A 19630-nucleotide genomic window follows, 5' to 3' on the forward strand; every position below is an offset into this window, starting at 1 on the left:
CCTCGGTACCGTCGCCGAGACCGGTGTGACCAGGGGCAGCGCGGGTGCGCTCACTGTTCCTCATCGTCGCGACGGGCCTCGATGGCCTCGAGGTGGGCTCCCTGGATGAGTTCCTCCGGGCCGCCGGCGGCCTCGGACAACTCGTCGGCGGGGTCGAACTCGCCGAGGCGCTCACGGGCCAGCCGGTCGAGCCGGGCGGAATCGTGCTTGGCCCGCTTGGCCGCCTCGCGCATCTCGAACCCATCGGAGATGAGGTCGCCGACCTCGCGTGCGACGTCGACGACGGCGCCGGTGATGATCGTGGCGATCCTCCCGACGCGCGTCGCCGTCGTCTGCACGGCCTCCTGTGCGAAGTCCTTGTTGCGCTCGAGCTTGTCGAAGTCGATTTCGCGGCGCTGCGGCGTATCGTCGCTCATAGCCGATCAGCCTACCCGCCGCGCCGCGTTAGCTGGCCTGGGCCGCTGACGCGCGCTCGATGTTGACGACCAGGTCGTCATCGTCGCGGGTCCACGAGTTCGGCACGCTGAGCTTGGCGATCTTCCGCCACGTCGATCCGAGTTGGCCGCGCAGGTTGCCCGTGTTGTACGGCAGGCCGTGGCGCTCGCAGATGTCGCGCACCTCTTCGGCCATCTCCGGGTACCGGTTGGCCGGCACATCGGGGAACAGGTGGTGCTCGATCTGGTGGCTCAGGTTGCCGCTCATGATGTGGAACAACGGGCTGCCGGTGATGTTGGCCGAGCCCAGCATCTGGCGGATGTACCACTCCCCGCGCGTCTCGTTCGCACATTCCTCCTTGCTGAAGGTCTGTGCGCCAGTGGGGAAGTGACCGCAGAAGATGATGGAGAACGTCCACAGGTTGCGGATGAGGTTGGCCGAGGCGTTGCCCAGCAGCGTCGGGATGAACAGCGGACCGGTCAGCGCGGGGAAGATGACGTAGTCCTTGAGGACCTGCTTACTGGCCTTGCGCCACATGCCCTTGACGAGACTCTTGATGTCGGACCACTTGCGTTCGCCGGCGGCGATCCGGTCGACCTCCAGGTCGTGGGCCATCACGCCCCATTCGAACAGCACCATCAGCCCCGTGGCGAAGGCCAGGTTGCCCAGGTAGAGGGGCTTCCATTCTTGGTCGCGGGCCATCCGAAGAATGCCGTAGCCGACGTCGCGGTCTTCGCCGATGATGTTGGTGAACGTGTGGTGCTTGTAGTTGTGGCTGTGCTTCCACTGGTCGGCCGGGCAGACGGTGTCCCATTCGAATTCGCGGGAGTTGTAGGTGTCCTCGCGCATCCAGTCATATTGGCCGTGCATGACGTTGTGGCCGATTTCCATGTTGTCGAGGATCTTCGACGCCCCCAGCAGGCCGACGGCGGCCAGCCATGCCGGCGGGAACCAGCCGAGGTACATCAGGGCCCGGCCACCGATTTCGAGCCCGCGCTGGGTGCGGATGATCTTGTAAAGGTACTCGCGGTCGGACTCGCCGACGTCGGCCATGATGCGGGCGCGCAACTCCTCGAGTTCGCGGCCGATCGTCTCGACCTGCTCGCGGGTCAGATTGACCTCGGTGATGGGCGGAAGGTCGGTGCTGGGCAGCACGGCTAGGCGCTCGGCCTTGGCCTGGTAGTTGTCACTGAGCTGGATTGCCATGCGCTTAAGCCTCGATTTCTACGTCGCCAACAGGAGTGTTGACGCACAGTTGGATGTGGGTGTCGGCCTCGGAATCGATTTCACCGGTGAGGATGTTGCGGGTGCAGCCGGACTTCTTGACGGTGACGCAGGAAAAGCAGATGCCCATGCGGCAGCCGCTCTCCGGCGAGAGGCCGGCGCCCTCGGCCTGGTCGAGGAGGGTGCGACCGTCGTTGGGGGTGCTTACCGCCGAGGCGGTGAAGCTGACCTGTCCGGTGATGGGCTCGTTCGGGTCGGTGACGGGGACGGCCAGGGTGAAGGCCTCGGTGTGCAGGTGTTCGGCGATGCCGGCAGCTGCGCAGTATTCGCCGACGGCGTCCATCAGCGACGCGGGGCCGCAGAGGAAGATCGTCGCGTCGTCGGTCGCGATACCGGCGAGGTGGTCGCCGGTGAAGTGGTCGCCGGCGGTGTGGTCGCCGGTGGTGCGGTCAGTCTGGCCGGCGCGCGTGTAGTGCAGACGCAGGTCCAGGTTCGGGTACAGGGCGGCCAGATTGGCCAGTTCCGCGCCGTAGGCGACGTCGTCGGCGGTGCGGGCGTAGTGGACGAAGGTCACCGCCCCCTGGTGGTTCCGCGCCACAAGTGTGCGCAGCATTGAGAGTACGGGTGTAATCCCAGATCCGCCGCTGATGAAGACGATGTTGCTGCCGGGGTCGGCGGGCAGGGTGAAGTCGCCCGCCGCCTGCGTGAGGCCGAGCACCATCCCGGTGTGCGCGTGCTCGCGCAAGTGGCGCGAGACGAATCCGTCGTCGTGGACGGCGATCGTCAGCTCAAGATCGTCGCGCCGGTCCCCGGCGGCGTTGGCGGGCGAGAAGCAGCGACTGTGCCGGACTCCGTCTATGACGGTGCTGACCTGGACGTATTGACCAGCCTGGTGACCCTTCCACTGGCGGGTGGGGCGCAGTGTGAGGGTGACCGTGCGGTCGGTGGCCCGCCGGACGCGGATGACTTCGGCGCGCAGGTCGCGCCAGGTGAGCATCGGGTCGACGAGTTCGAGATAGCGGTCGACGGGGTGCGGGGTAAGGGCGGCCTGGACGACCGACCCCATGAAGGTGGCGAGTCGGGTGCTCATCGGATGTGCCTCCTGTGGGGGCTGATTGCGGTCACCGAAATCCAGTGAACGGATGTACACCCAAAAGTGTGCCACATGTAGGCGGATCGTCAAGGGGTGCAGGGGTGACGGTCGTCACCGTCGTACACTCAACCCTTGTGACCCCGGCCGACGATCAGCGCGACCAGCCGCGAACGACGCGTGCGCGCGGCTCGTCAGCGCGGCGGGCGCCGCGGGAACCGGAGTCGCGAGCGGAGAAGAAGGGTCGCACTCGGCAGGCCCTGCTCGACGCGACGATGGAACTGGTCGCCGACCGCAGCTTCTCCGGTCTGAGCCTGCGCGAGGTTGCGCGCGGGGCGGGAATCGTGCCGACGGCGTTCTACCGGCATTTCAGTTCGATGGAGGACTTGGGAGTCACCCTCGTGGAGGATGCGATGCGCGTGCTGCGGCGCACGCTGCGCGAGGGCCGGCGCGACCTGGCCGCCCGCAACGCGCTGCCGTCGGCGACGAATTCGCTGGAGATCCTGCTCGACCATGTGCGCGACAACGAGGCGCAGTTCCGCTTCCTGGTCCGTGAGCAGCACGGCGGCGTGTCCGAGATCCGCCGGGCCATTGATACCGAGCTGCGGCTGTTCGCCAAGGAACTCGCGATCGACCTCGCCCGCATCCCCGAACTCGTCGCGTGGACGCCTGATGACCTGGAACTCGTCGCCGACTTGATCGTCACCGTCATGCTGACGGCCGTCGCCGACCTGCTCGACGGCGAGTACCGTGGCGCGATCGTGGAAACCGAGGTGATCGACCGCACCAAACGGCAACTGGTACTGGTCTTCCTCGGCATGTCTCGATGGGATCCCGGGCGATCCGGCTGATCCGTGCGCACCGGGTGCTCGCCGTATGCTGCTGCCATGGCTGACGGAGATCGGACGGGCACCACGTTCGGGCGGTACGAGCTCGGCGAGTTGCTTGGTCGCGGCGGCATGGGCGAGGTCTACCGCGCCGTCGACACGAAGAACGACCGGACAGTCGCGCTCAAACTGTTGCCGACCGCGCTCGCCGGCGACGAGGTATATGCCGAGCGGTTCCGCCGCGAGTCGAGGACGGCGGCCCGGCTCGGTGACCCGCACATCATTCCCATTCACGACTTCGGTGAGATCGACGGCACCCTCTACCTCGACATGCGCGTGGTCGAGGGATCCGATTTGCGTGCGGCGATCCGCGGCTCGGGCAAGCTGGCCCCCGCCCGCGTCGTATCGATTGCCGAGGACGTGGCGCAGGCCCTCGATTCGGCGCATGCCGCCGGGCTCGTGCATCGCGACGTCAAGCCGGAGAACATCCTCCTCACTCCCGGTGACTTCGCCTATCTGGTGGACTTCGGCATTGCCCGCGCCGCCGACGACGCGGCACCGCATCTCACACAGCTCGGCACGGCGATCGGGTCGATCGCCTACCTCGCCCCGGAGATATTCGACGGCCGGGAGGCCACTGCCGCCAGCGATGTTTACGCACTCGCGGTGGCAACCTACGAGGCGCTGACGGGGCGTGTACCGCACCCCGGGGCCACCCACGCGGCTGCCATCAAGTCTGCGCTGCTCGACGATCTGCCGCTGCCGAGCTCGATCGATCCGAGCCTGCCGCTCGGCTTGGATGATGTGCTGGCCCGCGGTTTGGCCCGCGACCCGGCGGCGCGGTACGCCACCGCCGGGGATTTTGCGGCGGCGGCGCGCGCGGCCCTCGACACCGGCTCGTCGTGGAGTCCGACGACCGTCACGACGGTTTCGGCGCCCGCGCCGGCCCCGCCGACGAGTCCGGCCTACCCGACGGCGCCGATGTATCCGACCGGACCGGTTTATGCGAATGCGCCGGGCTATCAGACCGGCCCCACTCCGTACCAGCCGGCGCAGCCGCCGCGACCGCCGGCGAATTCGGCGGTCCCATGGATTCTGGGCGTGTTCGCGCTGGTGGTGCTGGCGGGGGCGATCATCGCGCTGGTCATGTTGGTCAGCGGCGGGCGTGGCGGCTCCTCGCAGACGTCGGTGCCCGGACCGGTGACGGTTACCCGAACGGAGGCCGTGCCAACGGTGGCCGACCCGCCGCCGGATTCGACGCAGTGCGATCGGACCGTCGGCGTCGGCACCGCGGTCACGTCGTGCCAGTTCGCCGCCGCCGTGCGCGACGCCTACCTGGCTGCGGGCCCGAAGGGGCAGGCGCGCACCGTCACGGCCTACAGTCCGGTGACCGGGCAGAGTTACGCGATGAGCTGCCTTCCCGAACGCGGGATTGTGGTGTGTCGCGGCGGCAATGACGCCGTCGTGCATATCTACTAGGTGCCATGAGCCGTCGTTCCCTGCCCGCATTCCTCGCCGTTGTGGCCGTGTCCGGATTGGCGGTGTCCGCATGCGGCACGGGCGAGCAGACGGTGACGGCATCGTCGTCAAGCCCGTCCTCGTCGTCGACGCCCGTCCCGTCGGCCAGGCGGCCGGCGCCGGGCCCGGCAATGGCTGTTGCGCGGGTCCAACTCGGCGCGGCGGCACTGCAGTTGAACCAGGCCCTCGAACCGCTCGGGTTGACGCAGAAAGTCGCAGTGGCGATCGCGCCGGTGGGTGTGGCCGCCACCCCGATTGTGATCGGCGAGGTCAACCCGCCACAGGTGGCGTGGTCGACGATCAAGGTGCCGCTCGCGATTGCCGCCGAGCGCAAACACGGCGGCCCGATGCCGGCGACGGTCGCTGCCATCGCGGCCTCGGATAATTCTGCGGCGCAGGCGTTGTGGGATTCGTTAGGGTCCGATGAACAGGCGGCCGCAGCGGTGACGCGGGTGCTCCGCGAGGGTGGTGACGCCCGCTCGACGGTGCCCGCGGTGCCCACGCGGTCGCCGTACACGATCTTCGGCCAGACCGTATGGTCCGTGGAGAACGCCACCCGTTTCACCGCCGGGCTCGCGTGTCTGCCGGGCAGTGAGCGGGTGCGCCGGCTGATGGGGCGGGTGAACGGCAACCAGCAGTGGGGTGCGGAGCGAATGAAGGCGCACACCGGCGTCAAGGGTGGGTGGGGTCCCGGCACCGAGGGTGGCTACGTGGTGCGTCAGATCGCGCTGATCGGTCACCGGGACGGGTCGCAGACTGCGGTTGCCATGGTGACCTTCGGCAACGGCACGTCGATGGCGAGCGGCACAGCCGCTCTCGATCGCGTCGGCACCTGGCTCAGTCGTAACGCGGAGAGCCTGCCGCGCGGCTTCTGCTGAAACGGCGGATGCCGGGTATTTCTCGATTCGGTTGTGATCTACGTCGCATCTGTGCTGCCATTTGAGATACAAGAATACGTGTCACGTATCTCTGTATCTCAGTGGGCATCGAGGGGGCTTGACATGACAGGACGCGACGTCAATCGGCGGGACGCGCTGAAAGCGGGCGGGGTTGCGCTTGGGGGTCTCGGAGCGCTCGCGATGACCAACGCGTCGGCGCGCGCGGAGCCGTGGTCGTGGTCGCCCCAGGGGTCGGTGGCGGGGCAGGGCGCCGGGGCGGACCCGCGGACCGTGTGGGATCCCGAAGCCGATGCAGTGATCGCCAACGTCCTCGAACGTCACAACGTCAATCGGATCAACGCGGAGCTGCGGACCTGGGTGCGCAATGGCCAAGAAGTGCCCAGCGGGCTGCCGGCGGAGTTGCGCGACTTCATCGAGTACGCGCGGATACTCCCCCCGTGGACCGACCACAACAAACTGGCCGGCGGCTTCGAGTTCACCAAGAAGCAGGGGACCATCATCTCGGTCCTCTATGCGTTCGCCAGTGGCATGATGTCGACCGTCATCCCCAACGAGGCGCGGGCGGTGTACTACTCGAAGGGCGGCCAGTTCTTCAAAGACCGCATTGCCAAGACAGCGAAGCTCGGTTACGACATCGGCACGGTCAACGCCTACGCGCCCGACGGCCAGATGACGGTTACCTGTGTCAAGACCCGGATGATTCACGCCGCGGTCCGCCACCTGCTACCGCAGTCGCCGCATTGGCCCAAGCAGTACGTGCCCATCAGTCAGGACGACCTGATGGTCACCTGGCACAGCCTGCCGACGACGATCATGGCGAACCTGACCAAGTGGGGGGTCCCTGCGAGTCGCCATGAATCACAGGGCTACCTGCACACCTGGCAGGTGTGCGGGCACCTTCTCGGGATCAGGGACGAGTACCTGCCGGCGTCGTGGCGGGAGGCGAACGTGCAGTCCACACAGGTGTTGAAGCCCGTGCTGGCCCCCACCCGGGAGGGCATCCGGCTGGCCGACGATCTCCTCAGACTCGGCAACGAGCTCGATCTGACCTTGCTGAGCAAACCGATTCTAGGGGCGTTCACCCGGTTCATTCTCGGTGACAAGATCGCGAACTGGATCAGAGTCCCGCGCGAGCCGGTCTGGAGTCCGCTGCTCGAGGTCAGCTGGGCGCCCTACCTGGCGGTGCGCCAGGGCGTGTTGAATGTGGCGCCGCCAATGGACAACGCGTACTGGATGTTCGACGAGTTTCTGCGGCAGTTTGTCCTTTGGTACATGTCTGAACTCCGCATGCCGATCTCCATCGAGCTACCGCAGCACAACCGGCACTTCTGACCGACGATCAAAGGTGAGTCATGACCCGCAGCCCCCATCGGCGCCCGCTCCCGCACCTTCGGATGATCCGCCGAGGGGCCGCACTCATCGTTGCGGCCGCCGGCGCCGCGACCGCCGCCATCGCAGTCGGCCTGGGTGCTTGCCACCCCGCGCTCAGTGCCGAGGGCGAGGAGCGGCCCCAACCGGTAGGGGCGTCGATGACCGAACAATTCGGCCCGCTTGACTGGCTTCCAGTGACCCCGGTGCGCGGCACGGGTAAGCCGCCACACTCGACCACCGAGGCGTCGTGACCCCGGGCTGCGCTGAGGCGGTTAGCGCCACCGAGACCTTCGCGGCCATCGGTACCACCGTCTCGGTGACCTGCACCGACCGGCGCGAGCTCGGTCGCGCGGCGGCGCTGATGCGCATTCGGTTGGGTGCGCTCGACGGGGCCGTCTCCCGCTTTCGGGAGGACTCCGAGCTCGCCCGGATCAACGCGCGCAGCGCGGCGCTGGCCCGCACCGACCCGAGCAGATCGTTGCGGGTGCTGGTCGGGACGACGCTGAGTGCCTGCCTGACGGCCGCATTGCGTGCCGAACGCCTCAGTAACGGCCTGGTGTGCGCATCGCTGGGCGCAGAACTGGCGGCGTGCGGATACGACGCTGACTTGGCCGTCGTCACGGCCCGTGGTGAGCGCGAGCAGGCTGGGGCGCTGGCGACCCGCGACTTCCCGGTGCCCGGGCGGCGCCGACGCGAAGTACGCCGGGCGGGACTGGTTTTCGACAGTGGCTGTGGCCTTCTGGTGCTACCGGCGGGTGTCGCATTGGACCTGGGGGCCAGCGCCAAGGCGTGGGCCGCCGACACGATCGCCGCCGAGTTGGCGGCGACGGGGACCGGCGGATACCTGTGCAACCTCGGTGGTGATATCGCCGTCGCGGGGGCGGCGCCGCCCGGCGGCTGGGCGATCGGGGTGCGGGATTGGACCGGCACCGTTCGCCACACCGTCTGTTCGACGGGGCAGGCCTTCGCCACCTCATCGACGAAGGTGCGCACGTGGATCCATCAGGGCAGCGCGCGCCACCACATCATCGATCCGCGCAGTGGATCACCTGCGCGCGCCTGGTGGGCGCAGGTCAGCTGTGCGGCACCCGACGCAGTCCAGGCCAACGCTGCCTCGACGGCCGCGGTCATCCTCGGCGCCGCGGCACCCCGGTGGCTGCGGGACCGCGGCGTCGCGGCCTGCCTGATCGGGTCGGGCGGCCGCATCACCACCACTCCCGGGTGGGAGGCGGGACCGACCCGAGAGGCGCGGCCCCGATGAGCAGTCCCTGGTTGTGGTTCGTCTCGCGGGCCGGCGGCGTGGTCAGCCTGGTTCTTCTCACCGTGGTCGTCGTCGCGGGTGCGGTGACCGCGGCGGATCGACCGCTGCCGACGGCGATGGCCGGCTGGGTGGCCGGCCTGCACCGCTACCTCACCTTGGGCGTGCTGGGGCTGCTGACGATTCATATCGGCGCCGCGGTGATCGACACCTATGTGGACCTCGCGTGGTCAGCGGTGATCGTCCCCTTCACCGGGGGGTATCGGCCGGCCGGGGTGGGGTGGGGTGCGGTCGCCATCGATGCGCTCGGGCTGGTCGCCCTCACCTCCTGGCTGCGCCCGCGGCTCTCGCGCCGAGGGTGGCATGCCATGCACTGGTTGGCCTACGTGGTGGCGGTAGCGGCGGTCGTCCACGCGGTGACGATGGCGTCGGCCGATAAGCCGGTCTTCCTCGTCATCACCCTCGGGTGCGGCGCGGTCATGGGGCTGTCCACCGTCTGGCGGGTGTGCAGCACGAGCCCTGATCGTCGGCGCCGGGCACGGGTTGCCGCCGGGGAGTGGACGTGACGACCCTGTCGACGCTACTCGACGACGCGGGGCTGACCGGACGCGGCGGTGCCGACTTCCGTACCGGTGCAAAGGTGGCCGTGGCGGCGCAGCACGGTGCCGATCTGATCGTCAACGCCTGCGACGGCGAGCTCGGCGCGGCCAAGGATGCCTGGGTGATCACCCATCACCTCGCCGAGATGCTCGCCGGTGCGCAGGCAGTCACCCGGGGTTCGATCCAGGTGGCCGCGAGCCGCGACTCGGCGGTACTGGCGCAGCTGCGGGCGCAGGGAGTCGCAACCCTGGCCGTTCCCCGCCGCTACGTGGCGTCGGAGGAATCGTCGCTGGTGAGCCTGGCCCACGGCGGCCTCGCCCGCCCGTTCATGCGGTCTGCCCCGGTCGTGACCGGATCCCACGATCGGCGCGGCCGACGGTTCCGTCCGACGCTGGTCCTCAACGCGGAGACGGTGTGGCGGCTCAGCCAGATCATGGACCGGGGGGTCCGATGGTTCCGGTCCTTCGGCACGGCGGCCGAACCCGGTCCGCGCCTGGTCACGCTCGTCAACGGGGTGGCTCGGCCCGGAGTCTACGACGCGGAGGCGGGGCTCACCCTCGAGGAGCTCTTGTCGGTGGGCGGCGGCCCGGTCGTCGAGGTGGCCGCGCGGTGGTTCGGTGGATTGGGTGGTGGATTCCTTCCCGCCCACCAGGAAGCCGGGGTCCGCTGGTCGCGGGCCGGCTTGGCGCCGTTCGGGATTGCGCCGGGTAGCGGCGTCGTAGATGTCATCGATGCTCGGGCCGACCCGTGGCGCGAGGTCGAAGCAGCCCTGGACTACGCGGCGGGCGAGTCGGCCGGCCAATGTGGGCCGTGCATGTTCGGCGTGCCGGGGCTACGCGATGCGGTCGCCGCGCTGCGCCGCTCGCCGACGCCGCAACGATCCGACCAGGTGAAGCACCGCGTGCGGCAACTGGCCGGGCGGGGAGCGTGCCACTACCCCGACGGAGTTGCCGGATTTGTCGACTCGGCGCTCCGTGCTTTACGCCCGGTGGAAGTGGGGAAATGATGACGCTGGTCGTGGATCGGACTACCTGCACCGGTAAAGGGGTGTGCGTGTATCTCCTCGACGGCGCCCTGACCCGTGATGAGTGGGGTTACCCGATCGTCGTCGACACCGACACCATCCCCGGGCGCGCAGCGGTATCGGTGGCGATCTCCTTGTGCCCGGTGGGTGCCCTCCAGTGGGCGGGAAAGCGGGGGGCGGGAAAGCGGTGGGCGGGAAAGCGGTGGGCGGGAAAGTAGTGGCGGGAAATGCGTGACGACACAATCGGCAACGGAAAGCAGGACTGACAATGGGCTTCTTCAACTACATGCAGAACCTCCTCTACTGGTTGGACGGGGGATCGAGCGGCTTCGGCGGATACGGGAGCTGAGTTTTGGTCGTGCTAAACTCCCGGGCCAGGTCGGGCCAGGTCACGGAGGGCGGGTTGCGCGTGGTCGAGCAGGATCCGAGAGCTGCCGCGATGCTGGGACGGGTGCTCGCCGACGCAGCCGATTCAGCGGCCCCAGACGACATCGCGACCCGGATCCTCGACGCCGCGCGGCAACAGTTCAGTGCCATCGGCGTGCGTCATTCCACGATGGAGGACGTTGCCCGTCGAGCCGGGGTGGCCCGGATCACCGTTTACCGCCGCTTCCCCACGAAGGATGTGTTGGTCGAGCAGGTGACGCTGCGCGAATACCGTGATTACTTCCAGCAGTTCCTGCTCGATATCCGCGGCGTCGCGACGGTGCAGGACCGGGTCGTGGTGGGGTTCACCAGCTCCTTGCGCGCGATCCGCCGCAATCCGATCATCGGTGGCCTGCTGGCCGCCGAGCCGGATTCGCTGGCCCGTGCCATGGTGGGCGACGACGGTCGGCTGGTGACGGTGGTGCGGCAGTTCGTCGCCGATCAACTCCGCCGCGAACAGGTGGCGGGCCATGTCGGTGCCGACGTGGACGTCGACCTCGTCGCCGAGATGATGGTGCGGGTTTCGGCGTCGTTCCTGACGACGCCGAGCGGCATAGTCGACCTCGACGATGAGGCCCAACTCGCCGACCTGGCCCGCCGGTTCCTCGTGCCGATGCTGGGCTAGCGCGATGGCCGGCTGCGCGGCGTGGCGCCGTGTAAATTCTTCCGATCGGGGCCGATGCCCGATTTCGCCAGTTCGCCGCCGACGATGTGGCGTGAGTTAACGACGGTGTAATACGACTGAGGAAGTTTGCGTATGCAGGCTTCTGCATGGGCTTTTAGTTTTCTCTCAGGCCTGCATAGAATCCCATTTCGGAGGATCCGGCACGGGATGCCGGAATCGTGACCGAACCGCGTCTTGAGGAGAACATGATCGTGACTGCCCACCTGCGTACCCCATGGCGTCTGGCGCTGGTGGGTATTGCCGCCGCCGCTGCCTTCCTCACCGCAGTGCCGACCGCGCATGCCGACTCATTTCAGCGGCTGCCCGGCGGCAAGGCCGTCGGGGAGGGGCTGACCATCTATCGCAGCAAGGAATCGGTCCGCGTCGGCCCGTCGATGGCGGCCAACAGCATGGGTCGCAGCGCCTGGGTGTCGGGCAACGTCCGGGTCGTCGCACCCGGGATCGACACCAGCGATGCCGGGCCGAACAACGGCCCGCGGGGCGAGGACGCGATGCCGGGCTCGAACGGTACTTCCACCACCGGGGCCGGGGGTACGACGACGGTCGTTTACGTCGTCGGCTGCCAGGTGAGCATCGGACAGCTGGATGCCGGCCTGCGGCTCGGACTGGGTGGACTGTTCGACTTTACGGGCGAGACAGGCGGCATCCCGCTGCTGGGCGTCGGTGGGAACCTGAATCTGCCGCTCTCGCCGGGAGAGGTTAAGTACGCCCTCGTCGACCGCAAGCAGATGACCAAGCCGGGCACCTACTACTTCAACTGGCGCAATGCCCAGATGGACATCCAGGGCTGCGGCGGCTACGCCCAGGCCCGGTCGCTGGCGGTCGTCGAGACCACTGGCAACAACCACCAGAAGATCCAGCTGTGGGGCAAGCCGTTCACCATCGGCTGACCGGCACCGACGACGACTGAGGATGATGATGAACAAGCGTGTGACACGCAGTGCGGTGCTCCTGGCCGCGACCGGGACGGCGGTGGCCACCCTGGCAGCAGTGCTGAGTGTGCCGGCCCCGGCGCGGGCCGAGAAGCAGGTGGCGCTGCCGGCCCAGGCCAGCAGTTACCGGATGGGTGACGGGACGGTGATCACCCTGAACCGCAACCGGGAGCGTGCGCGGGTCGTCGGATCGATGGGCGGCACCCCGGCACACCGCGCCGCCTGGGTGTCGGGCAAGTACACGGTCCGCGTCTCGCGCGACGTGGTGAAGATCGAAGTGCAGCCGGGCTACATCGTCGGCTGTCAGGTGAACTTCTCTGGGGCCGACAGCAGTGGCGACGAGGGCGACGCGGATGCCTTCGGCGGTGGTATCGATTCGCTCGGCGCCGGGGAGTCGGTGCACCTCGGCCCCGGCCAGGCGGCGCAGTTCAACATCAACGACACCGAGTACGCCGATGACTTCGGGGCAGAGAAGCACGATCCGTACCCCACGTTCACCAACACGCGTGTTGCGCGGTTCAGCTACGTCAACGCTCAGCTCGGGCTGACCGGCTGCGCCGGATACGCGCAGGCGCGCTCGACGGTGCGCGTGATGGTGGAGACGGATTTCGCCATGCAAACGGTGAACTTCTACGGCCGGCCGTTCTCGATCGGCTGACCGTGATGAGAATGAGCAACCCGCTGCGCGTGACCGCGGCCGCGGCCGTGGTGGTGGCCGCGATGGCCGGCGCGACCGGAATCGTCCCGGCGCGCGCCGCTGCCGACATCCCCGTGGCGCTGCCCGGCGAGGCAAAAACGCTGCGCATGGGGGACGGCACGGTGCTGACCCTCAAGCGCACCGCGGAACGGGCCCTGATCAACCCGTCGCTGGGCGGCACCCCGCTGCACCGCAACGTGTGGGTCTCGGGGCGTTACCAGATCACCGCGTCGCGCAAGGTGAAACAGATGAAGGTGCGGCCCGGTTACATCGTCGGCTGCCAGGTGAACTTCGCCGGGGCGGACAGCAGCGGCGATGAAGGCGATGCGGACGCTATCGGCGGCGGTATCGAGGCACTGGGGGCGGGGGAGGCGGTTCACCTCGGTCCGGGGCAGGCGGCCTTCTTCAACCTGACCGACGCCGAGCGCAAGGACGACTTCAGCTCCGAGCGACACGAGCCGTATTACCGGCTCAAGAACACCGATCACGCCAGGTACCGGTACGTGAACGCACAACTGGGGCTCACCGGGTGCGCCGGTTACGCGCAGGCGCGGTCGTGGCTGCGTCTGAGCGTCGAGACCGAGTTCGCGACGCAGATCCTGGACTTCTTCGGGCGGCCGTTCTCGATCGGCTAGGTACCTGTCGATCGCGGCGCGCGCCGGGATCCGGGCTGCTGCTGCGGCATCCGGTTGGGGGGCACGGGGAACGGCGCGCCCATGGTGGCGGTGCCCAGTGCGATGTTGGGGCCGCACTGGGCGATGGCCGCGTCGATCCGGGGGCGCGGGTCGGGCAGGTGGACCCGCCCGGCTCGGGGCCGATTTGCGAAATCGAAAGCCGACACCAGGTCGCCGGTGGTCGCTCGGCGCCACGACGTCAGGTTCGGGACTTCGACGCCGAAGCGCCGTTCGATGAGTTGCAGTTGCGAAGTGTGGTCGAATATCTCCGACGCGACCAGACCGCCTCGGCTGTAGGGTGAGATCACCAGCGCCGGGACTCGATGACCCAGGCCGATTGGGCCGCGAATCCCCTTGGCGGACTTCACCTTTGACAAATTCGGTACACTGACGTATTCGCCCGGAGTGCCGGCTGGCGCGGTCGGTGGCACGACATGGTCGAAGAAGCCGCCGTTCTCGTCGTAGCTGACGATGAGCGCGGTGCGTTCCCACACCGCCCGGTTCGATGTCAGGATGCGCAGCAGATCGATGAGTCCCGCAGCACCGAATGCGGCGGGCAGTGCCGGGTGCTCGCACTGCAGGAGTGGCGGCACCACCCACGACACCTTCGGCAGCCGGCCGGACCGGACGTCGGCTGCCAAGTCGTTGGGGTAGGTCGGGGCGATTCCGCGTCGGGCGAGTTCGGAATCGGAATCGCGCGACTGGGCGAAGCAGCCGATCATCCCGTCGAGCAGCGCGGTGGAGATCGGACCCTGATCCCGATTGTTGTAGACCTTCCAGGAAACCCCGGCGTCCGAGAGGTTCTCCGGCATGGTCCGCCAGCGATAGACGTGTTTGGGCAGAACGGTTGGCGTATGCAGCACCGGGCCACCGCGCACGCCGGCGGGGTCGAGGTGCGCGCTGATCCAATACAGCCGGTTGGGGCTGGTGGGCCCGAGCACCGAACAGTGGTAGTTGTCGCACACGGTGAACGCGTCGGCGAGGGCGCGGTGGATCGGGATGTCCTCGTGCTCGTAGTAGCCCATCAGCGCGGGCGCATTGGCGGCCCCGACCGACGCGATCGACATCGGCAGCCAACCGTCGTTGCGGCCACCGTTCCAGGCCTGGTGCATGCCGGCCCACGAATGGTCGGGATCGTTGATGCACTCGCCGTCGAGTGTCGGGCCGCGCGTCGTGTCGAGGCGGAACGGCATCGTGTACCCGCGTCGCGTCGGCCCGACGCCCGGGGCCCACCCGTACTGCTTCCAGGACGGTGACGGCTCGGCGAATCCGCGCACCCCGGACATCGTGCCGAAGTAGTGGTCGAAGGAACGGTTCTCCTGCATGAAGAATACGAAGTGGTCGATATCAGACAGTGAGCCGGTGCCGACGGGATCGGCGGCGTACGCCTTCTCGATGACGGGTCCGGCCAGCGACGTCAATGCCGCGGCACCGCCGACCGCAGCGGCGGCGGCAAAGAGTTCACGACGAGTAATCCCCGCAAAGGGGCCAGCTGACACGGAGAGCCGCTGTTAGAAGCAGAGGGCGATGGTGACATTGCCCGGGGTGCCCGGGATCGGGAACACGAGCGGTGGGCCGACGCAAATCCACAGCGAGCCAGCGGCGTCGTGGCGGACCGGTTCACTGGGGGCTGCCTGCGCCGAGGGCGCGGTCCACGCCAGCGCACCGATGGCCACCGCCACTACTGCCGTGCGAATTCGGGTCTTCATGGGTATTGATTCTACGCTGGGAGTCAAGCGTTGTCTGCGTTGCACCCGACGCCCGTAGGTGCCTTTCACGACGTGCTGCCGCGCCGATGGGATCGGGTGCCAGACAGCTCTCGCCGACCCGATCAACAGTTGGCCGGGTCGGCGAGAGCCCACTCGATCACGGGAAGCAGAAGTTGAACGACATCGAGCCGATCGGGGGGCCGTAAATGCACACGCGCCAACCGGAGGTGGTAATGGCGCTGGTCCCGGCGTCCGGAGTCGCCGCCGCAGCGGGGGCGATGGCGAGGGACCCGAGGCTCAGGCCGGCGGCGACCGTGACCAAGGTCAGCGAGAGACGTCGCTTCATAGGAATCTCCTTGTGAGATTGATTGATTCGATCACCGGATAATGATCGCGACTCAGGGTAGCCCCGACGAGACCGGTCCGGCGATTTCCCGCGCGAGCCCCGCCCGTACGCCACCCGCCGCGGGTGAGAGGAATCGGGCATCCCAGGAAAACCGCCGAATCGGAGTCAGGTGATGGTCAAACCGCCGTCGACGGGGATGGTTTGACCGGTCACATAGCCCGACGCGGCGGACGCCAGCCAGATTGCGGTCGCAGCCAATTCGGCCGGATCCCCGATGCGGCCCGACAACATCCGCAGGGCTTGGGTGGCCAGGTATTCCGGCGGATACTCATCGGTCATCTCCGAGGCGAAGAAGCCGGGCGCAATCGCATTGACCCGAATGCCCTTGCGGCCGGTCCACTGCTGGGCGAGATCACGGGTCAGACCGATCACGCCCGCTTTACTCGCCGAGTAGGCCGCCTGCGGCAGCCCAGCCGTCGTGATGCCGAGGATGGAGGCGATGTTGATGATCGAGCTGCCCGGCTCCATCACCCGCGCACACGCCTGCGCCATCCAGAAGGAGCCATTCAGGTTGACGTCGACGACCGAGCGAAACTGCTCGGGGGTCTCGCGGGTCGCCGGCACCGCGGTGCCCACCCCCGCGTTGTTGACCAGGACGTCGACTCGGCCGAACCGCTGCATCGCCTCGTCGACGACGTGCTGGCAGGCGTCCGGGTCGGCGACGTCGCAGGCGACGGTGAGACTCGCGCGCCCAGTCGGCGCGATCGCCTGCGCGGTGTCGGCGAGGCGGTCGACTCGGCGAGCGGCGAGCACCACATCGGCTCCAGCCTCGGCGAACCCCGTGGCGAAGGCCACCCCCAGGCCCGACGACGCGCCGGTGACGACCACCACCTTGTCGTGCACGGAGAACAAATCGGTGATGGCCATCGGCGCCGCCTTTCAGGAGGGAAGGTGTACCGAACCCAATCTACGCGACACCGAGCGTCCGCTCGGTGGCTAAGGTCAGTCCATGGGGAGTGCTCCGATCCTTCGCGTCGTCATCGCCGGTACAGCGGGTGCGATCGGCCTCAGCGCGGTCGCGGTGGCGTCGAACGCGACTGTTCGCGTCGTCGCCGTCGTCGCCGCTGTGCTGATCGTGTTCGCCTGCGTGATGTCGTTGCGCGCGGCGCACCCGCGGCAGGCGGTTGCGACGCTGATCGTGGTGCCGGTGACGGCGCTAATGGTCGGGATTCCCTCGGTGGTCATTGCCGGCGCGCAGCGCACACCCGTCGCGCCCGGCGTCGGTGATCCCGGCTTCACCCCCGACGCGCAGACAGGGTCTGGGCGCCAACAGATTTCGGCCAACCCGAACGCCCAGGTGCACGACGCACTCGACCGGGCCGACCGACTCGTTGTGAACGGGTCGGCAACGGTGCTCAACATCAATGCGCGCCCGGACTGGCTCAGCGTCGCGGTCCTCGACACGCGTACCGGCGAGGCGATCACCGCCGCGCGCTCGTTCAACGGCGCGTGGAACCGCCCCACCCGGCGGCGCGCCACCGACCGCACCACCTTTTCCCGCGCGGAGATCGCCGATGCGAACCTCGACAAGGCCCGCGCGAACGTGTTCGCCGTCGCCGCGAAGCTGAAGATGCTCGACAAGTCGCCACACGCCTCCGACGGGATTACCGTCAAACGCCGCTACCAGGACGGCAAACTCATCGCGGAGTTCTCTATCTCCGGCGAGGAGATCGAAGTCGACCAGCACGGCCGGGTGGCCGGCACCGCGGCCGCCGCGTCGCTGGACACCATGCTCCCGCTCGCCCACACCGTATTGGTCGACGCGGGCCTCGATCCGAACGCGCTCAACGTCGGCGGCTTCGACTACCGCGCTTTCGACGATGCGGCGTCCACCATCTCGGCGTCGGCGGTCCAGAACTCCGGCGGCTTCGCGATCGACTTCGTTGCCGGACCGGTCGACGAGATCGTCGTCGTGCCGGGCGCCTTCCCGCTTGTGCGCCGGGCCGGCGCCGGCCGGCGGAGCAGTGCGGGCTTCGCACTGAGCGCGCTGAGCACCGATACGCTGCTCGCGGTGCGAACCGACCTGATGGCGCGGGCAAAGGCGCCGGCCTACGATGCCGACCTCATCGGACTCGCGGTGGGCCGTGCGCCGGGGGCCGGTGACGACGGCGCCGTCATCCGCATGCAGGTGGGGCCGCCGTCGCAGCGAGCGGCCGGCGTCTACACCCTCGAGGGACGGTGGTTGCGCGATGGCCGCTGGTAGGCGGCGCCACTACCGCTCGATGGCCTTGCGTACCTGACCGGCGAGCGTGGCCTGAATCTGCGTGGGCGGGTGGATCACTCCGCGGTTGCCGAGCGTGTCGACGGCGGAGATCACCTGCTGCAGGTAGGCGGCGCGCTCCGGTCCCTCGGTGCCTTCGGCGTGGCGCAGGAGCTTCAGCGCGCGGTCACACGACTGCGCATCGGCGTCGGGCAACGTCGATGTTCCGGTGGACCGCGCGTACCGGTCGGCCTTGGCCCAGTTGGTCCGCAGCGTCGTCACCGCGTCGATGTATTCGCGCGCGGAATCGGGACCCGGATACCCCTCGGTCTGAAGGCCGCCCGCAACTTCGAGGGCGTCGTGGAAGGCCACGACGGCTGCGGCGCTCAAATCCCACATAGCCGGGTACTGCAGCAGCATGGCGGGGTCGAGTTCGTAGGCGCCGTAGGCGCTGAGCACGTCCCGGTGGTGCTCGACAGCCCGATCCCATTCGCGGCGGACAGGTTCGGGCTTGGGGTCAGGAACCCGACGCAGGGCGAAGCCGGGGCCGGTACCAGTATCGGACGGGGTCGTGCTGGGCAGGAGTAGCCCGCCGATGGCCGCGGTGAACAGCACCGTCGCGGCGACAAGCATGCCCAGCGCACCCCAGGGCCGCCAGATCACCAGGCCGACCAACAGGGCCAGATCCACGGCGATGCAGAATTGCGCCACCTGCTTGTTCATGGGATCAGTTGTACCCGGCGCCCGATCAGCTGGTGAACCAGGCCGGGTCGGTCTGTGCGGTGGTCTGGTCCAGCGACGCCAGCAGGGCCAGCTGCGGCCGGGTGCTGGGCAGTTCGAACCGGAAGAAGTAGCGGGCCGCCGCCCGCTTCCCGTCATAGAAGGCGCCGGCGGAGTCACCGACGGCGATCAGCTGCTCCAGCCACATCCACGCGATGACGATGTGCCCGGCGGCCTGGAGATAGACCGATGAGTTCGTCAGTGCGACAGCAGGATTCCCGTCAGCCCACAATGCGGCGGTGGTGGCCGCCAGATCGGTGATGGCAATGCGGAGCGCTGCGGCGAATTCGGCGGGCGCACCCCCGGCCGGCGTCGCCTCGATCGTGGCGGTGATGGTCTCGATGAGCAGGGCCAACCCGGCTCCGTCGGCCATGACGACCTTGCGGCCCAGCAGGTCCAGGCCCTGGATTCCGTTGGTGCCCTCGTGGATCGGGTTGAGACGGTTGTCGCGGTAGCACTGCTCCACGTCGAACTCGGTGGTGTAGCCATATCCGCCGTGTACCTGGATCGCCAGACTGTTGGCTTCGAGGCACCATTGGGAGGGCCAGGCTTTGGCGATCGGGGTGAGCACCTCCAACAGCAGGTGGGTGCGGGCACGCTCGTCGCCGTCGGACGTTGCTTCGATGTCGACGAGCCGCGAGCAGTAGAGGCCCAGCGCCAGAGCGCCCTGGACATACGACTTCTGCGCCAGCAGCATGCGTTTCACGTCGGCGTGTTCGATGATCGGCACGGGCCCGGCCGCCGGGTCCCGGCCGGCGACCGGTCGCCCCTGGGTTCGTACCTTCGCGTAGTCGACCGAGGCGAGGTAGCCGGCGTATCCGATGGCCGTCGCGAGGAAGCCGACGCCGATCCGGGCCTCGTTCATCATGTGGAAC

The 19630-nt window shown here is 68.3% G+C and carries 23 protein-coding genes; 14 read left to right on the forward strand and 9 right to left on the reverse strand.

Annotation, left to right across the window (positions count from 1 at the left end; all coding sequences use genetic code 11):
• Nucleotides 1–50: 50 nt before the first annotated feature.
• The 3 genes from B4M62_RS00095 to B4M62_RS00105 are packed head-to-tail and all read right to left on the reverse strand — an operon-like array spanning nucleotide 51 to nucleotide 2749.
• Nucleotides 51–416 carry a hypothetical protein gene (locus B4M62_RS00095; RefSeq protein ID WP_290703429.1) on the reverse strand — a complete coding sequence of 122 codons (366 nt, stop codon included), beginning with the start codon at nucleotides 414–416 and terminating at the stop codon, nucleotides 51–53.
• A gap of 28 nt (nucleotides 417–444) precedes the next feature.
• Nucleotides 445–1641, reverse strand: coding sequence for a fatty acid desaturase family protein (locus B4M62_RS00100; protein ID WP_290703431.1), 1197 nt, complete (start codon nucleotides 1639–1641; stop codon nucleotides 445–447).
• Between the two features lie 4 nt (nucleotides 1642–1645).
• Nucleotides 1646–2749 carry a ferredoxin reductase gene (locus B4M62_RS00105; RefSeq protein WP_290703433.1) on the reverse strand — a complete coding sequence of 368 codons (1104 nt, stop codon included), beginning with the start codon at nucleotides 2747–2749 and terminating at the stop codon, nucleotides 1646–1648.
• A gap of 137 nt (nucleotides 2750–2886) precedes the next feature.
• Between B4M62_RS00105 and B4M62_RS00110 the strand changes: the two genes are divergently transcribed.
• The 13 genes from B4M62_RS00110 (at nucleotide 2887) to B4M62_RS00170 (ending at nucleotide 13621) form a co-directional block, all read left to right on the forward strand.
• Nucleotides 2887–3600, forward strand: a complete 714-nt coding sequence (locus B4M62_RS00110) for a TetR family transcriptional regulator (protein ID WP_290703435.1) — start codon at nucleotides 2887–2889, stop codon at nucleotides 3598–3600.
• Between the two features lie 36 nt (nucleotides 3601–3636).
• Nucleotides 3637–5055: a serine/threonine-protein kinase gene (locus B4M62_RS00115; protein WP_290703437.1), complete on the forward strand. Its 1419-nt coding sequence runs from the start codon at nucleotides 3637–3639 to the stop codon at nucleotides 5053–5055.
• 5 nt (nucleotides 5056–5060) lie between these two features.
• Entirely contained in the window at nucleotides 5061–5972 is a 912-nt protein-coding gene (locus B4M62_RS00120) for a hypothetical protein (RefSeq protein WP_290703442.1), read from the forward strand.
• Between the two features lie 123 nt (nucleotides 5973–6095).
• Entirely contained in the window at nucleotides 6096–7325 is a 1230-nt protein-coding gene (locus tag B4M62_RS00125; protein ID WP_290703444.1) for an oxygenase MpaB family protein, read from the forward strand.
• A 20-nt stretch (nucleotides 7326–7345) separates the two neighbouring features.
• Nucleotides 7346–7615 (forward strand): hypothetical protein, encoded by a 270-nt coding sequence (locus tag B4M62_RS00130; RefSeq protein ID WP_290703446.1) that lies wholly within the window; start codon nucleotides 7346–7348, stop codon nucleotides 7613–7615.
• Nucleotides 7612–8625 (forward strand): FAD:protein FMN transferase, encoded by a 1014-nt coding sequence (locus B4M62_RS00135; RefSeq protein WP_290703448.1) that lies wholly within the window; start codon nucleotides 7612–7614, stop codon nucleotides 8623–8625. Before B4M62_RS00130 ends, B4M62_RS00135 begins: the two co-directional genes overlap by 4 nt.
• Nucleotides 8622–9188 carry a ferric reductase-like transmembrane domain-containing protein gene (locus tag B4M62_RS00140; protein ID WP_290703450.1) on the forward strand — a complete coding sequence of 189 codons (567 nt, stop codon included), beginning with the start codon at nucleotides 8622–8624 and terminating at the stop codon, nucleotides 9186–9188. The genes B4M62_RS00135 and B4M62_RS00140 overlap by 4 nt, the downstream gene beginning before the upstream one ends.
• Complete coding sequence (locus B4M62_RS00145) at nucleotides 9185–10228, forward strand: NADH-ubiquinone oxidoreductase-F iron-sulfur binding region domain-containing protein (RefSeq protein WP_290703452.1); 1044 nt, start codon at nucleotides 9185–9187, stop codon at nucleotides 10226–10228. The genes B4M62_RS00140 and B4M62_RS00145 overlap by 4 nt, the downstream gene beginning before the upstream one ends.
• Nucleotides 10228–10464, forward strand: a complete 237-nt coding sequence (locus B4M62_RS00150) for a ferredoxin (RefSeq protein ID WP_290703454.1) — start codon at nucleotides 10228–10230, stop codon at nucleotides 10462–10464. Before B4M62_RS00145 ends, B4M62_RS00150 begins: the two co-directional genes overlap by 1 nt.
• Nucleotides 10465–10604: 140 nt before the next feature.
• Complete coding sequence (locus tag B4M62_RS00155; RefSeq protein WP_349678327.1) at nucleotides 10605–11297, forward strand: TetR/AcrR family transcriptional regulator; 693 nt, start codon at nucleotides 10605–10607, stop codon at nucleotides 11295–11297.
• A gap of 218 nt (nucleotides 11298–11515) precedes the next feature.
• Nucleotides 11516–12247, forward strand: a complete 732-nt coding sequence (locus tag B4M62_RS00160) for an MspA family porin (RefSeq protein WP_290703456.1) — start codon at nucleotides 11516–11518, stop codon at nucleotides 12245–12247.
• 28 nt (nucleotides 12248–12275) lie between these two features.
• Entirely contained in the window at nucleotides 12276–12947 is a 672-nt protein-coding gene (locus B4M62_RS00165) for an MspA family porin (protein WP_290703458.1), read from the forward strand.
• Between the two features lie 11 nt (nucleotides 12948–12958).
• Nucleotides 12959–13621 carry an MspA family porin gene (locus B4M62_RS00170; protein ID WP_290703460.1) on the forward strand — a complete coding sequence of 221 codons (663 nt, stop codon included), beginning with the start codon at nucleotides 12959–12961 and terminating at the stop codon, nucleotides 13619–13621.
• Here B4M62_RS00170 and B4M62_RS00175 read toward each other — a convergent pair.
• The 4 genes from B4M62_RS00175 to B4M62_RS00190 form a co-directional block, all read right to left on the reverse strand.
• Entirely contained in the window at nucleotides 13618–15159 is a 1542-nt protein-coding gene (locus B4M62_RS00175; protein WP_290703462.1) for a phospholipase C, read from the reverse strand. The two genes, B4M62_RS00170 and B4M62_RS00175, sit on opposite strands and share 4 nt — an antisense overlap.
• 12 nt (nucleotides 15160–15171) lie before the next feature.
• On the reverse strand, nucleotides 15172–15369 hold the full coding sequence (locus B4M62_RS00180; protein WP_290703464.1) for a hypothetical protein: 198 nt from the start codon (nucleotides 15367–15369) through the stop codon (nucleotides 15172–15174).
• Between the two features lie 157 nt (nucleotides 15370–15526).
• Nucleotides 15527–15715 carry a hypothetical protein gene (locus B4M62_RS00185; protein WP_290703466.1) on the reverse strand — a complete coding sequence of 63 codons (189 nt, stop codon included), beginning with the start codon at nucleotides 15713–15715 and terminating at the stop codon, nucleotides 15527–15529.
• A gap of 165 nt (nucleotides 15716–15880) precedes the next feature.
• Complete coding sequence (locus tag B4M62_RS00190) at nucleotides 15881–16642, reverse strand: SDR family NAD(P)-dependent oxidoreductase (protein WP_290703468.1); 762 nt, start codon at nucleotides 16640–16642, stop codon at nucleotides 15881–15883.
• An 82-nt stretch (nucleotides 16643–16724) separates the two neighbouring features.
• On the opposite strand from B4M62_RS00190, the gene B4M62_RS00195 reads away from it, so the two are divergent.
• Complete coding sequence (locus B4M62_RS00195) at nucleotides 16725–17978, forward strand: hypothetical protein (RefSeq protein WP_290703470.1); 1254 nt, start codon at nucleotides 16725–16727, stop codon at nucleotides 17976–17978.
• Nucleotides 17979–17987: 9 nt separating this feature from the next.
• Here B4M62_RS00195 and B4M62_RS00200 read toward each other — a convergent pair whose 3' ends face one another.
• Together B4M62_RS00200 and B4M62_RS00205 are read right to left on the reverse strand one after the other, a co-directional pair.
• Complete coding sequence (locus B4M62_RS00200; RefSeq protein WP_290703472.1) at nucleotides 17988–18698, reverse strand: hypothetical protein; 711 nt, start codon at nucleotides 18696–18698, stop codon at nucleotides 17988–17990.
• Nucleotides 18699–18723: 25 nt separating this feature from the next.
• Nucleotides 18724–19630, reverse strand: a 907-nt coding sequence (locus B4M62_RS00205; protein WP_290703473.1) for an acyl-CoA dehydrogenase, incomplete at its 5' end; no start/stop codon positions are given.

This window comes from Gordonia sp. UBA5067 (assembly GCF_002414845.1).
In the GTDB taxonomy this organism is placed as follows: domain Bacteria; phylum Actinomycetota; class Actinomycetes; order Mycobacteriales; family Mycobacteriaceae; genus Gordonia; species Gordonia defluvii.